Source organism: Variovorax sp. GW821-FHT10C12 (genome assembly GCF_059415405.1).
Genome location: NZ_JBWKNE010000001.1, coordinates 181,888 through 194,828, shown reverse-complemented (window position 1 = coordinate 194,828; position 12,941 = coordinate 181,888). Strand labels below are relative to the sequence as shown.

The following is a 12,941-nucleotide window of genomic DNA, read 5'->3' as shown; positions in this document are numbered from 1 at the left end:
GACCCACCCGATGAATTCCGTGATCCCCATCATCCCCATCGCGGCGACAAGCCCGATCGACATCCAGTCGCTCGTGCAGCCCGACCGCGTGCACAAGCGCGTCTACACCGACCCCGCCATCTTCGAGCTGGAAATGGACCGCGTGTTCGGCCAGGCCTGGATCTACGTCGGCCACGAAAGCCAGGTGCCCAAGCCCGGCGACTACTTCACCACCCGCCTGGGCCGCGAGCCCGTGGTGATGGTGCGCCACACCGACGGCCAGGTGCACGTGATGTTCAACCGCTGCCCGCACAAGGGCGCCAAGCTCGTGCCCGACGGCAGCGGCAGCGCCGGCAAGTTCCTGCGCTGCCTGTACCACGGCTGGACCTTCAAGTGCGACGGCAGCCTGCTGTCGGTGCCGCTGCGCAGCGGCTACGAATGCACCGCGCTCGACCTGAAAGACCCGCAGTACGGCGTGCGCAAGGTGGCGCGCGTGGCTTCGCACCGCGGCTTCGTGTTCGCCAGCCTGTCGGAAGACGGGCCCGAGCTGAAAGACTTTTTGGGCGGCGTGGCCACGTCGCTCGATAACTTCTGCGACCGCGCGCCGGAGGGCGAAGTGGAGGTGGCCGGGGGCGTTCAGCGCGTGATCCAGCGCAACAACTGGAAGATCTTCTTCGAGAACCTGCACGACACCATCCATGCCGTGGCCACGCACGAGTCGTCGTGGCGCGCGGCCAAGGAAGAGCACGAGGCCATGCCGGCCGGCACGCCCAAGCCCTTCGAGGTGGTGATCGTCGACGGCAACGGCGAGCCGCTGGAGTTCTGGGAGAAGCTGGAGCTCAAGGGCTACGACCACGGCCACGGCTTCATGGAAGGCATCTTCGTGCCGCCGACCGACCCGGTGAGCCTGGCCTACGTGGCCTCGCTCGAAGCCGCGAAGGGCGCCGAAGAGGCCGATGCGATCCTGCGCGTGAACCGGCACAACACCATCGTCTACCCGAGCTGCTCGCCGCACACCTCGTTCCAGCAGATCCGCGTGATCCGGCCGCTGTCGGTGGACCGCACGCTGGTCGAGATCTTCAGCTTCCGGCTCAAGGGCGCACCGGAGGCCACCTTCCAGCGCACGCTCAAGTACACCAACATCGTCAACTCGCCCTCGTCGAACGTGATGCCCGACGACCTGGAGGCCTACAACCGCGTGCAGGAAGGCCTGGGCTCCGACGGCGGCGACTGGGTCAGCATGCACCGCGCTGCGGGGCGCGACCAGCCGCTGCCGGGCGGGCGCGCGTCCAACGGCAACAGCGAGATGCCCTCGCGCAACATGTTCGCGGCGTGGGCCGGCTACATGGGCGTCGACACGGGTGCACAGACCGGGAGCGCCGAATGAACTTCCGCGACTGGAACGAACAGCAGGACCTCACGCAGTTCCTGCACCACGAAGCACGCCTGCTCGACGAGCACCGCTGGGACGAATGGCAGAAGCTCTTCACGCCCGACGGCCTGTATTGGGTGCCGCTGGTGCACGGCCAGGCCGACCACCTGAACCACGCCTCGCTGTTCTGCGAGGACGCCCTGCTGCGCTCGATGCGCGCGCGGCGGCTCGAGCAGGCCCGCGCCTATTCGCAACAGCCGCCCACGCGCACCGTGCACGTGCTGGGCAACATCGCGCTCGAAGCACGCGACGACGCGGGCTGCACCGTGCGCTCGACCTTCCTGCTGCTGGAGTGGCGCAAGACCGAGCAGCGCACCTTCGGCGGCAGCGTGCTGCACACGCTGCGCCGCGCCGACGACGGCTGGCGCATCCAGACCAAGCGCGTCGACCTCGTCAACTGCGACGCGCCGCACGAAGCCCTGCAGGTGTTCCTGTGAAGGCCGCACTGCTGGCGATGCACTACCAGAACGACGTGCTGCACGTCGACGGCAAGGTGCGCGTGGGCGTGGCCGCCGACGACCCGGCGCGCCCGCGCCTCATCGCCTCGGCCGCGCGGCTCATCGCCGGGGCACGCGCGAACGGCGTGCCAGTGATCTTCGTGCGCATCGCCTTCGCGCCGGACTACGCGGACTGCCTGCGCAACTGCACGCTGTTCCGCCGCGTGGCCGAGAGCGGCGCGGTGCAGGAGGGCAGCTGGGGCGCGGGCTTCTACGACGAACTCGCGCCGCGACCGGGCGAGGCCGTCGTCACCCACAAGCGCAACAACCCCTTCTGGGCCAGCGGGCTCGAAGAGGCGGTGCGCACCACCGGCGCCAGTCGCCTGTACGTGGCCGGCATCGCCACCAACCACGTCGTCGAGCACGGCGCGCGCCATGCGAGCGACCTGGGCTACGACGTGGCGGTGGTCGCCGACGCCTGCAGCACCGCGCAGGCGCATCTGCAGGCGGCGAGCCTGGAAACCCTGGCGATGCTCGCGGACGTGGTGCGCGTCGACGATGCCGTCGCGCAGATGGGAGGCCGCGCATGACCCCGCTGCAAGGCAAGGTCGCGGTCGTGACCGGCGCCGCCGCGCTGCTGGGCAGCGCCATCGTGCGCGCCTTCGTGCAGGCCGGTGCGCGCGTGGTGGCGGTCGACATCGACACGGCGCGCGGCGCCGCACTGGCCGCCGACGTGGGCGCGGGCTGCCGCTTCGTCGCCTGCGACATCGCCTCGGACGACGCGCTCGATGCGCTCGTGGCCGGCACGCTGCGCTCCGAAGGCCGCATCGACTTCCTCATCAACAACGCCGTGGTCTACGGCGATGCAGGCCTGGATGCCGCGCGCGCCGACTGGCTGGCCGCGCTGAACGTCAACCTGGTCTCCGGCGCGATGCTGGTGCAGAAGACTGCCGACGCGCTGGCCGCGCACGGCGGCGCCATCGTGAACATGGGCAGCGTCGGCGGCAAGTTCGGCGCGGCGGGCCGGGCGCTGTACCCGGCGGCCAAGGCCGCCATCCTGCAGCTCACGCGCAACCAGGCCGCCACGCTGGCGCCGCGAGGCGTGCGGGTGAACTCGGTGTCGCCGGGCTGGACGTGGTCGGACGCGCTGTCGCGCATGACGGACGGCGACCGCGCACGCGCCGACCGCGTCGGCGCGCCGATGCACCCGCTGGGCCGCGTGGGCGACGGCGACGACGTGGCGCAGGTGGTGCTGTTCCTGTGCTCGGACGCGGCGCGCTTCGTGACCGGTGCGGACATCCCGGTCGACGGCGGCTTCTCGATGCTGGGGCCCGACCAGGGGCGGTCGGCGCGCGACTGGTTCGAGACGTAGTTCAGCCGCGCGACTGCCGCAGCGCGCCCGGCGTGCCGCCCAGATGGCGGCGGCACAAGCGCACGAAATGCGAGGCGTCGGCCAGCCCGACGCGCAGGCCGATCTGCGCCACGCTCAGGCGGTCGAAGCGCGCATCGGCCAGCATGCGCTGCGCCACCTGCATGCGGCAGGCGGCCAGCGCGTTGGCGAAAGTGGTGGTGCCATCCCCTGCCCCTTCCGCGAGGCAGCGGTGCAGGCTGCGCTCCGAAATGCCGAGCCCCTGCGCCACGGCCGCGGCCGTGAGGCCCGGCTCGGCATGGCGCTCGCGCGTGGCGTCGAGCACGCGCTGGCGCAAGGCGGCGCGGCCACAGGCGTCGGGCACCGCCACGCCGGGGCCGAGCGCTAAGGCCAGCAGGCCGCCGAGCTGGTCGGCCAGCAGCGCCGCCGGCAGCGGCGGCCGCAGGGCCACCTCGGGCGACAGCGCCTGCGCGAAGCCGCTGAGCGCCGCGCCCCAGCCGCTGTGGCCGTCGATGCGGCGCGCCACGTGGTCGCCGGCATCGGGCAGCCACGACTCGACCCACGCGGTCGGCAGCTCGATCGACACGGTGTCGGCCGACTGCTGCAGGTGAAAGGCGTAGCAGCGGCGCGAATCGACCAGCACCGCGTCGCCGGGCAGCAGGCGCGCCGAGCGCTCTTCCTGCACCGCGACCCAGGGCGAGTCGGCCTTGCACAGCAGGTAGTAGAAGTTGTGGCGGCTGTGGGCGATGGCGCGGCGGGTGCGGTACACGTCCTGCGCGCTGCCGCGCACGCGGTTCACGTGCAGCGGCCCGAGCGGCGCGGATTCGAGCGAGGCGCCGAATCGGCCGGCCAGCGGGCTGGTCACGTCCATCTCGAGAAAGCCTTCGCAGACCGCGCCGATCCAGTAGTCCAGCCGCTGCGGCGGCGGCACGGTGTCGGTCGACCAGGTGTGGATCGCAGCAGGGGCTGCGGGCATGGCGGCGGAAGTCATCCCGCCAACATAGCCAGCCCGGGCCCGTTTGCCAAGCGGGTATAGACGCCCTCCGACGCCGCACCGCGCGGGTGCCCGGCACAATGGCCCGCTTCATCCACCGCACACGCACGAAGGGCCTGACACACATGAGCAAGCAAAGCGATTTCGGATTGATCGGCCTGGCCGTGATGGGACAGAACCTGGTGCTGAACGTGGAAAGCCGCGGCTTCCAGGTCAGCGTCTACAACCGCACCGAGGCCACCACCGAGGCCTTCCTTGCCGCCAACCCCGGCAAGAAGCTCGTGGGCGCGAAGACGCTCGAGGAGTTCGTCCAGAGCCTGGCCAAGCCCCGCAAGATCCAGATCATGGTGAAGGCCGGTGCGCCGGTCGACCAGGTGATCGAACAGCTGATCCCGCTGCTCGACAAGGATGACATCGTCATCGACGGCGGCAACAGCCTGTACACCGACACCGAGCGCCGCGACGCCTACCTGAGCAGCAAAGGCCTGCGCTTCATCGGCGCGGGCGTGTCGGGCGGCGAGGAAGGTGCGCGCAAGGGGCCGTCGATCATGCCGGGCGGGCCGCTCTCCACGTGGGAGGTGATGAAGCCGATCTTCGAGAGCATCGCGGCCAAGGTGGACGGCGAGCCCTGCGTGATCCACATCGGCCCGGGCGGCGCGGGCCACTACGTGAAGATGGTGCACAACGGCATCGAGTACGGCGACATGCAGCTGATCTGCGAGGCCTACAGCCTGTTCAAGGCCGCCGGCTTCACGACCGACGAGATGGCCGCCATCTTCAACGAATGGAACGAGGGCGAGCTGCAGAGCTACCTGATCCAGATCACCGCCAAGGCGCTCGAACAGAAAGACCCGGAAACCGGCCAGCCGATCGTCGACCTCATCCTCGACAAGGCCGGCCAGAAAGGCACGGGCCAGTGGACGCTGCTGAACGCGGCCGAGAACGCGGTGGTCATCAGCACCATCAACGCCGCGGTCGAGGCGCGCGTGCTGTCGTCGCAGAAGAAGCAGCGCGTGGCGGCCAGCCAGCTGCTGCAGGGGCCGAAGATCGAACTGTCGCTGGAGAAAAAGGCGCTGGTGACCAAGGTGCACGACGCGCTCTACGCCTCGAAAGTCATCAGCTACACGCAGGGCTTCGACCTCATCCAGACGATGGGCGAGAAGAAGGGCTGGAAACTCGACCTGGGCGGCATCGCGTCGATCTGGCGCGGTGGCTGCATCATCCGTGCACGATTTTTGAACCGCATCACCGACGCCTTCCGCACCGACCCGGCGCTGGGCAACCTGATGCTCGACCCGTTCTTCCAGGACCTGCTGAACCGCACGCAGCAGAACTGGCGCGAGGTGGTGGCGCTGGCAGTGAGCAACGGCATTCCGGTGCCGGCCTTCAGCGCCTCGCTGGCCTACTACGACAGCTACCGCACGGCCCGCCTGAGCGCGAACCTGTTGCAGGCGCAGCGCGATTTCTTCGGGGCGCACACGTACGAGCGCGTGGACAAGCCCGAAGGCCAGTTCTTCCATACGGACTGGCCCGAAGTCATCGGCTGAACGCGCGCCGGTGACCGCGGTGGCGTCGCTTCACGGCGACTTCACCCGGACTTCATGGGATGCCCCCATGGACCCTGCCAGAATCAAGGCCATGCGCCGCCGGGGGGCGGCGCTGCCTTCATGCAGGGTAGGGATTCATGGACACAAGAAAAAAATGGATGGTCGCGGGCGTCGCGGCCATCGTGCTGGTGGGTGCGGGCGTGGCCTTCGTCAAGATGCGGCGCTCGCACTTCGACGGCGACATCAACGCCCTCAACGTGGACCTGTCGGCACCGTATGCCTACATCGCCACCCCCGCGCTCTCGCGCCTGCCGCGCGACATCGTGCAGGCACCGGTGGTGCGCGACGTGCTCACCGAAGATTTCGCCTTCTATTACGAAGACCAGGAAGACCGGCTGAGCCTGCGCGGCGCGATCAAGCGCATCGCGTACGAGCGCGACACCACCTGGACCGACCAGCTGCTGGCCACGGCCCTGGACGAGCCCGCCGAAATGGCCTGGTGGCCCGATGCCAAGGGCGCCCCGCGCTACTGGGCACTGACCATGACCCGCGGCGCAGTGGCCACCGCCCTGCAGGGCCTGGCGGGCATCGCCGCCAAGGACTCGCAACTGAGCATCATCGGCACGCTGCGCGCCAACGGCCATGACGTCAACGCCTACGCGCTGGTGCTGTCGCCCCGCCGCACGCTGGTGCTGCTGTCGCAGGGCAACCGCGTGGTGGTGCTGAGCGACCCGGGCCTGCTGTTCAACAACGAAAGCCAGGCCAGCGGACCGGCCCTGGAGGTGGTCGAGGGCCTGCTGTCGGGCGACACCCGTTCGCAATCGGCCTGGCGCCGCGGCTTCGGGCTCGGTGAAGAAGGCGCCGCCGCCCCGGGCAGCTCGGCGATCGTGGCCGATGCCCGGTTGCTGTCCTTCGGCTACCAGCATTTCTTTCCGGGCGTGCAGGCCGTTCGCTTCGACGTCGCACCCAATGGCGCCGCGCTGCGCACGGCCGTGCGCGTGAAGGCGGCCGGCACCCTGCCCGCCGCACCGGGCGACCGCGAGCTGTGGTCCGCCCTGCCGGCCAACCCCGCGGCCTGCGTCATGCTGCCGGTCGAATGGGCGCAGATGGTCCCGCTGATGAAAGACGCCCCGGCGGCGCCGGACGCCGAGGCGATGAAGGCCCTGGCCGCGCAGTTCGACGGCCCCGCCGCCGTCTGCTGGTACGCCCGCTCGCAACTGCACACGCCGCTGTTCGTCGCGCAGATGAAAGCATCGGCCGGCCCCGAGACCGATGCCACGCTCGCCGGCCTGGCGCAGTGGCTGATCTCGACCGACGCCACGCGCACCGACCCGGCGGCCAAACCCGGCGTCGGCCAGTGGCAAAGCCAGGTGACCGGCCCCTGGGGGCCGTATGCCGACGGCGACGACAAGGCCTACCGGCCCACCCTGGCCCGGCAAGGCCGCTGGGTCGCGTTCTCGCCCGACGACAAGCTGGTCGAGCTGGCGCTGAACACCCAGGCCAAGCGTTACCCGGGCGTGGCCGACACGCTACCGCCGGCAGGTGGCGGTACCACGCTGGTGGTCGGCGCACCCACGCAGATCGCCGACCTGCTGCAGCGCGAGGCCATGGCCGTGCTGCCCGCCGACCAGGAGATCCTGCGCCAGGCGGCCCAGCAGCACCTGGTGCCGCGCCTGAACGCGCTGCGCAAGCTGCCGCCGGCACGGGCCGTGGCGCAGGGCGCAGGCGACGGCAACGGCTGGGTGCCGGTCGAGTGGCAGGCGATGTCGGCGGCGCCGCAGTCCAAGTGACGCACCGCGCCACCACCGCCGGCATCGATCGCCGGACGGCACTCGGCCGTGGCGCGGCGCTGGCGCTGGCGTCCGCGATGCCGGCGCTGCCCGTCCTGGCAGCCGATACACCCGCGCTCAACCGAGAACAGTCCGCACACTTTCGCGACTGGATGACGCTGCTGATCCACGAGCAGATCGAGCGCGGCCCCACGCCGCGCTGGACGCACCGCGACTGCGCGGGGCTGGTGCGCTTCTCGGTGGCCGAGTCGCTGCGCGAACACGACGTGGCCTGGCGCCGCGCCAACGGTTTGCTCGCGCGCCGCCTGCCACCCGACATCGACCCGGCCGCCGCCACGCCGCTGCGCAACACGTGGCGGCGCGCCGACGGCACGCGCGACGCCTACGTCGGCGCGCTCGAGCTGGTGCAGGAGAACACGCGCTTCGTCACGCGCCAGCTGCAGCAGGCGCTGCTGGGCGACATGCTGTTCTACGACCAGGGCGACGAGCAGCACCTCATGGTGTGGATGGGCAACTACATCGCCTATCACACGGGCCGCGTGCTGCCCGGCGACAACGGCCTGCGCGCCGTGCGCGCCACCCAGCTGCTCGGCTGGAGCGACACGCGCTGGCGCCCCACCGACGACAACCCCAATTTCGCCGGTGTCTACCGGCTCGCCTTTCTCGCACGATGACCATGCACACACCTGTCCCGTCCCCGTGGCCCCTGTGGCGGCGTCTTGTTCCACTGGCGCTCGCAGCGGCCACCGCGCTCACGGCGATGCAGCCGCTGGCGACGAACGCAGCGGACGAGCCACCACCCCAGCCGCTGGAGAACAGCCGCTCGGCCTACACCGGCGAGCCCTTCTTCCTGCTCTCCGACGCCACCTTCGCCAGCGACCAGACGGCCCGCGTGCGCCTGGAAGTGAACCAGCCTTCGGCGCTGGAACAGGTGGGCGGCGTGGACGTGCTGGTCTACAGGATTCCCGACGCCCTCGCCTTCCTGCAGAAGCAGAAGAACCTGCACCGCGTGCAGGTGGGTGCGCGCGCCGCCGACGAAGGCCTGGCCAACACGCTCACCCACCTGTGGGACAGCTGGGTCGTCAAGGCGCGCCTGGCCTGGCAGCAGATGTTCTCGGTCAACGCGCGCCGCGCCGTGACGCAGCAGGCGCCCGAACTGAAGACGCCCGCCAAGCTCAAGCAGCCCTCGGTCTTCGAGGAGCCCCGGCAGTTCCGCCCGATCCCGGGCCTGCCGGTCGTGGAGCGTTTTCGCTACCCGGTGCACAAGGCGCAGCCGATCGGCCTGCCCAAGGGCGTGAAGCTGGAAGGCTCGAGCAGCGAATTCATCAACGCCTCCCAAGGCAACGTGTTCGTGCCGGTGGGCAAGCGCGCACCGGGGCTGTACCTGGTGGAAGCCATCAGCGGCCAGTTCCGCGCGACCACGCTGCTGTTCGTGTCGGACACCGTGGCCATCACCAAGGTCTCGGGCGACCAGATGCTGGTGTGGGCGGCCCAGCGCGCAGCCGGCGCGCCGGTGGCGGGCACCAAGGTGGTCTGGACCGACGGCGTCGGCGTGCTCAAGAGCGGCGAGGCCGATGCCCAGGGCCTGGTGAAGCTCGAGCGCCAATCGCCCGAGCAGACCTACGTGTTCGGGCAGGACCCCGCAGGCGGTGTCTTCATCTCCGAAAACTTCTACTACGACAGCGAGATCTACAACGCCAAGGTCTACACCGTGACCGACCGCCCGCTGTACCGCCCGGGCGACTGGGTGAACGTGAAGGTGAGCGGGCGCGAGTTCCGCAGCGCCCGCGAATCCGTCGCCCTGAAAGACGCCGACCTGGCGCTCGCCGTGCTCGACCCGGCCGGCCAGGTGGTGCATGCGCAGAAGCTCGCCTTCTCCGGCACCAAGGGCGCGGACGCGCGCTTTCCGTTGCCCGACAACGCCGTGGCCGGCGGCTACGAGCTGCGCCTGGCCATGGGCGGCGACACCTACACCGCGGCCTTTCGCGTGGCCGACTACCAGAAGCCGCATTTCGACATCGTGCTGCTGCCCGAGAAGGCCGACTTCAAGACCGGCGAGGCCGTCGGCGGCAAGCTGCAGCTGAACTACCCCGACGGCAAGCCGGTGGCGCGTGCGCGCGTGAGCCTCACGGCGCGCTCGCAGAAGCTGGCCATGGTGAACGGCGAACTCGACTACGCCGGCCAGTTCCCGGTGAAGCTGCAGCAGGCCGAGCTGGAGACCGACGGCGACGGCATCGCGAAGTTCTCGCTGCCCGCGGCCACCGAGCCCAGCCGCTACCTGCTCACTGCCCTGGCCACCGACGGCGCGGCCTACCGCGTGCGCACCTCGCGCGAGATTCTGGTGGAGCGCGGCGCGGCCTCGTTCCGCCTCGCGGCCGACCGCCAGTTCTCCCAGCCGGGACAGGCGGTGGGCTTCAAGCTCGCGGCCAGCCAGCGCGCCGGCGCCACGGCGGCAGCCGAAACACCCGCCACGCCCGCGCGCCCCGCCACCTGGCAATGGGTGCGCCTGGAAGACCGCACCAAGCAGTCCGGCCCCCTGCCGGCCGGTGACACGCTGTCGGTCAGCTTCCCGACGCCGGGCAGCTACACGCTCTCGCTGCTGGACGACAAGGGCCGCATCGTCGGCGCGGCCAGCCACTGGGTGAGCGGCGATGGCGTGAAGGCGCCCGCCGGCAGCGTCGGCATGGTGCTCGACCGCACGAGCTACCGCGCGGGCGACACGGCCCAGGTGCTGGTGAGCTTTCCCGAGCCGGTGGACAACGCCCTGCTCACGCTGGAGCGCGACCGCGTCGAAGCCACCGCGCTGATGGGCAAAAACACCGACTGGATCCAGAGCGAGCGCCTCGCCCCCACGCAGTGGAAGTTCACGCTGCCCGTGCGCGATGTCATGAGCCCCAACATGACGCTGTCGGTGGCCTACGTGAAGAACGGCGACTACGTGTTCCAGAACCAGGGGATCATGGTCGAGCAGGAGCGCATCGCGCTGGCCTTCACGCCCGACAAGGCGGTGTATGCGCCCGGCGACACCGTCACCATCGACGTGAGCGCCACGCTGGCGGGCAAGCCCGTGGCCACCGACCTGGCGGTGGGCGTGGTCGACGAAATGATCTACGTGCTGCAGCCCGAGATCGCGCCGGCCATCGGCGACTTCTTCTATCACCCGCGCCGCAACAACGTGCGCACCAGCGCCAGCCTGTCCTTCATCGGCTACGACCTCGCGACCAGCAAGCTGGGCACGCTGCCGGGCGCGCGCCAGGTCAACGACCGCGCGGTGAAGGTGCTGGAGCGGCCGCGCCGCGACAACATCGACACCGCCGCCTGGGAGCCGCGATTGGCGACCGACGCCTCCGGCCACACGCGTTTCAGCTTCACCATGCCCGACTCGCTCACGCGCTGGCGCATCACCGGCCGCGCCATGAGCGCCGGCGGCGCGGTGGGCCAGCAGGTGGGCTGGGTGCGCTCGGACAAGGCCTTCTACGCCAAGTGGACCAGCCCCGACTGGCAGCGCCAGGGCGACAAGGCGCAGGCCTCGCTGGCTCTGTTCAACCAGACCGGGCGCGAAGCCAAGGTCGAATGGAGCGCCAGCGGCGCGGGCGTGGAGCGCAAGGACACCGTCACGGTGCGCCCCGGCGTCAACTTCATCGCCCTGCCGCTCGCCGCGGGCGACGCGGACAAGTCGGGCGCGGTCAGCGTCACGCTGCGCCAGGACGCCCGCGTGGTCGACACGCTCGACGTGCCCGTGCGCCGCCTCCCGGTGGCGTGGCGTGCGCCGCGCGACAAGACGCTCGATCTCGCGGCGGGCAGTGCACCGCTGGCCTTGCCCGCCGACGCATCGCGCGTGCGCGTTTCGCTCGCACAGGACGCCGCGGCCGGCGCCTTCAGCCAGCAGATCGACGCCCTCATCGACACCCCGCGCGGCAGCGTGGAGCAGACCGCCAGCCGCATGCTGCCGCTGTCGCTCGCGCTGCAATCGCTGTCGACGGCGCAGCAGCCGATGGCGCCGGCGCTGATGCAGCGCCTGGCCACGGCGCGGTTGTCGATCGCGCAGATGGCCGGCCCGCAGGCGCAGTTCGGCTGGTGGGGACGCGGCATGCCCAACGATGCCTTCCTGACCGCCTACGCCTACTACGCCGACTGGCGCGCCACCCAGGCGCTGCGCGTGACGCTGCCGGCCTCGAACTGGCAGCGCCTGCTCGACGTCTACGCCAAGGACGGCCAGAAGCTGCCGCCGCTGCAGCGCGCGCTGGCGCTGTCGTGGATGCAGGAGATGGGCCTGCCCGTGGGCTCGATGGCCGGCGGCCTCGCCGACCAGCTGGCCGCACTGCCGGCCAGCGACGCCGCGCAGCTGGCGCAGCGCCGCGGCAGCCTCGCGATGGTGGACGCCACGCTGCCCAGCGCCCCGGACACCCGCGACATGGCGCTCGTGCTGGCCGTGCAGACCGCCGGCCCGACGGTCGCCAGCGCCAAGGCGCGCGCCGCCGCCGACGAAGCCGCCACGCGCCTGGCCAGCGTCGACGCGCCGCTGGTGCAGGCACTGCTGATGGCCACGCAGCGCGCGAGCGCCGACAAGGCCGCGGCGGTGCTGGGCCAGATCCGCGCCGACACGCCCTCCATCGACCGCGCACAGACGCTGCTGTGGCTGCACCGCGCGCTGGGCGGCAGCCGGCTCGCCGCCACCGATACGCCGTCCCTCGGCGCGCCCTGGGTGCGCGCCACCGACGGCACCGGCACGAGCTGGCGCCTGCCCCCGGGCACCGCCGCACCGGCCACGCTGGAACTGCCCGCCGGGCAGAAGGCGGCCTGGGCCTTCGTGAGCTACGAGAGCAATGAAGCGCAGGCGCCCGCGCTCGACGCGAAGGTCGAGCGCACGCTGTGGCGCGTGGTCACCCAGCCGCGTCCCGCACCGGAGCCGCCGGCCGCCGCCGCACCGGGCCAGCCCGCACCGGCGCCGCTCCCCGTGGTCAGCGACGGCCGCATCACGGTGAAGCTCGAAGCCGTGAAACCCGGCACGCCGCTGGACACCAACACGCTCTACCTCGACCAGCTCACCGTCACGGCCCCCAAAGCCATGCGCTGGAGCCTCGCGGAGGCCGCGCTGCCGCCGGGCGCGGCGGTGGAAGAAAGCACCTGGGGCATCGACATGGCCGACAGCGCCGGCAAGCTGCAGCCGATGGAGCGCGCACAGAGCCAGGCCACCGCGCAGGGCTACGCCGTGCCGCTGGACACGCTGGCGGCGGGCACGCCGCTGACCGTGCGCCACTTGGTCCGCTTCTCGCAGCGCGGCACCTTCAAGCTGCCGCCGGCGCGCCTGCTGCGCATGTACGAGCCCGAAGCCAAGGCCTTCGAAGGCAACGGCCGCTGGGCCGGTGTCGAAGTGCGCTGAAGACGCGAAC

At 71.0% G+C, this 12,941-nt stretch carries 9 protein-coding genes; 8 read left to right on the top strand and 1 reads right to left on the bottom strand.

Annotation, left to right across the window (positions count from 1 at the left end):
• Positions 1–10 precede the first annotated feature (10 nt).
• The 4 genes from AC07OH_RS00870 to AC07OH_RS00855 are packed head-to-tail and all read left to right on the top strand — an operon-like array spanning position 11 to position 3,220.
• Complete coding sequence (locus AC07OH_RS00870; protein ID WP_495299260.1) at positions 11–1,366, top strand: aromatic ring-hydroxylating dioxygenase subunit alpha; 1,356 nt, start codon at positions 11–13, stop codon at positions 1,364–1,366.
• Entirely contained in the window at positions 1,363–1,848 is a 486-nt protein-coding gene (locus AC07OH_RS00865; protein WP_159277630.1) for an aromatic-ring-hydroxylating dioxygenase subunit beta, read from the top strand. Before AC07OH_RS00870 ends, AC07OH_RS00865 begins: the two co-directional genes overlap by 4 nt.
• Positions 1,845–2,438, top strand: coding sequence for a cysteine hydrolase family protein (locus AC07OH_RS00860; RefSeq protein WP_495299259.1), 594 nt, complete (start codon positions 1,845–1,847; stop codon positions 2,436–2,438). Before AC07OH_RS00865 ends, AC07OH_RS00860 begins: the two co-directional genes overlap by 4 nt.
• Positions 2,435–3,220, top strand: coding sequence for an SDR family oxidoreductase (locus AC07OH_RS00855; protein ID WP_495299258.1), 786 nt, complete (start codon positions 2,435–2,437; stop codon positions 3,218–3,220). Before AC07OH_RS00860 ends, AC07OH_RS00855 begins: the two co-directional genes overlap by 4 nt.
• Position 3,221: 1 nt before the next feature.
• On the opposite strand, the gene AC07OH_RS00850 is transcribed toward AC07OH_RS00855, so the two are convergent.
• Positions 3,222–4,208: an AraC-like ligand-binding domain-containing protein gene (locus AC07OH_RS00850; RefSeq protein WP_495299257.1), complete on the bottom strand. Its 987-nt coding sequence runs from the start codon at positions 4,206–4,208 to the stop codon at positions 3,222–3,224.
• A 128-nt stretch (positions 4,209–4,336) separates the two neighbouring features.
• On the opposite strand from AC07OH_RS00850, the gene gnd reads away from it, so the two are divergent.
• The 4 genes from gnd (at position 4,337) to AC07OH_RS00830 (ending at position 12,931) form a co-directional block, all read left to right on the top strand.
• Positions 4,337–5,758 (top strand): decarboxylating NADP(+)-dependent phosphogluconate dehydrogenase, encoded by a 1,422-nt coding sequence (gene gnd / locus AC07OH_RS00845; protein WP_495299256.1) that lies wholly within the window; start codon positions 4,337–4,339, stop codon positions 5,756–5,758.
• A gap of 137 nt (positions 5,759–5,895) precedes the next feature.
• Positions 5,896–7,548: a DUF2138 family protein gene (locus AC07OH_RS00840; protein ID WP_495299255.1), complete on the top strand. Its 1,653-nt coding sequence runs from the start codon at positions 5,896–5,898 to the stop codon at positions 7,546–7,548.
• The gene (locus tag AC07OH_RS00835) at positions 7,545–8,222 is read left to right on the top strand and encodes a DUF1175 family protein (RefSeq protein ID WP_492681194.1); all 678 of its coding nucleotides are present in this window, start codon (positions 7,545–7,547) and stop codon (positions 8,220–8,222) included. Before AC07OH_RS00840 ends, AC07OH_RS00835 begins: the two co-directional genes overlap by 4 nt.
• Before the next feature lie 2 nt (positions 8,223–8,224).
• Positions 8,225–12,931 (top strand): MG2 domain-containing protein, encoded by a 4,707-nt coding sequence (locus AC07OH_RS00830; RefSeq protein ID WP_495299254.1) that lies wholly within the window; start codon positions 8,225–8,227, stop codon positions 12,929–12,931.
• Positions 12,932–12,941: the final 10 nt, after the last annotated feature.

Bases quoted from the DNA above. Each gene is read 5' to 3' on its own strand.
- AC07OH_RS00830 (WP_495299254.1), top strand. From the start codon at position 8,225: ATGCACACACCTGTCCCGTCCCCGTGGCCCCTGTGGCGGCGTCTTGTT.
- gnd (WP_495299256.1), top strand. From the start codon at position 4,337: ATGAGCAAGCAAAGCGATTTCGGATTGATCGGCCTGGCCGTGATGGGA.
- AC07OH_RS00850 (WP_495299257.1), bottom strand. From the start codon at position 4,208: ATGACTTCCGCCGCCATGCCCGCAGCCCCTGCTGCGATCCACACCTGG.
- AC07OH_RS00865 (WP_159277630.1), top strand. From the start codon at position 1,363: ATGAACTTCCGCGACTGGAACGAACAGCAGGACCTCACGCAGTTCCTG.
- AC07OH_RS00840 (WP_495299255.1), top strand. From the start codon at position 5,896: ATGGACACAAGAAAAAAATGGATGGTCGCGGGCGTCGCGGCCATCGTG.
- AC07OH_RS00870 (WP_495299260.1), top strand. From the start codon at position 11: ATGAATTCCGTGATCCCCATCATCCCCATCGCGGCGACAAGCCCGATC.
- AC07OH_RS00855 (WP_495299258.1), top strand. From the start codon at position 2,435: ATGACCCCGCTGCAAGGCAAGGTCGCGGTCGTGACCGGCGCCGCCGCG.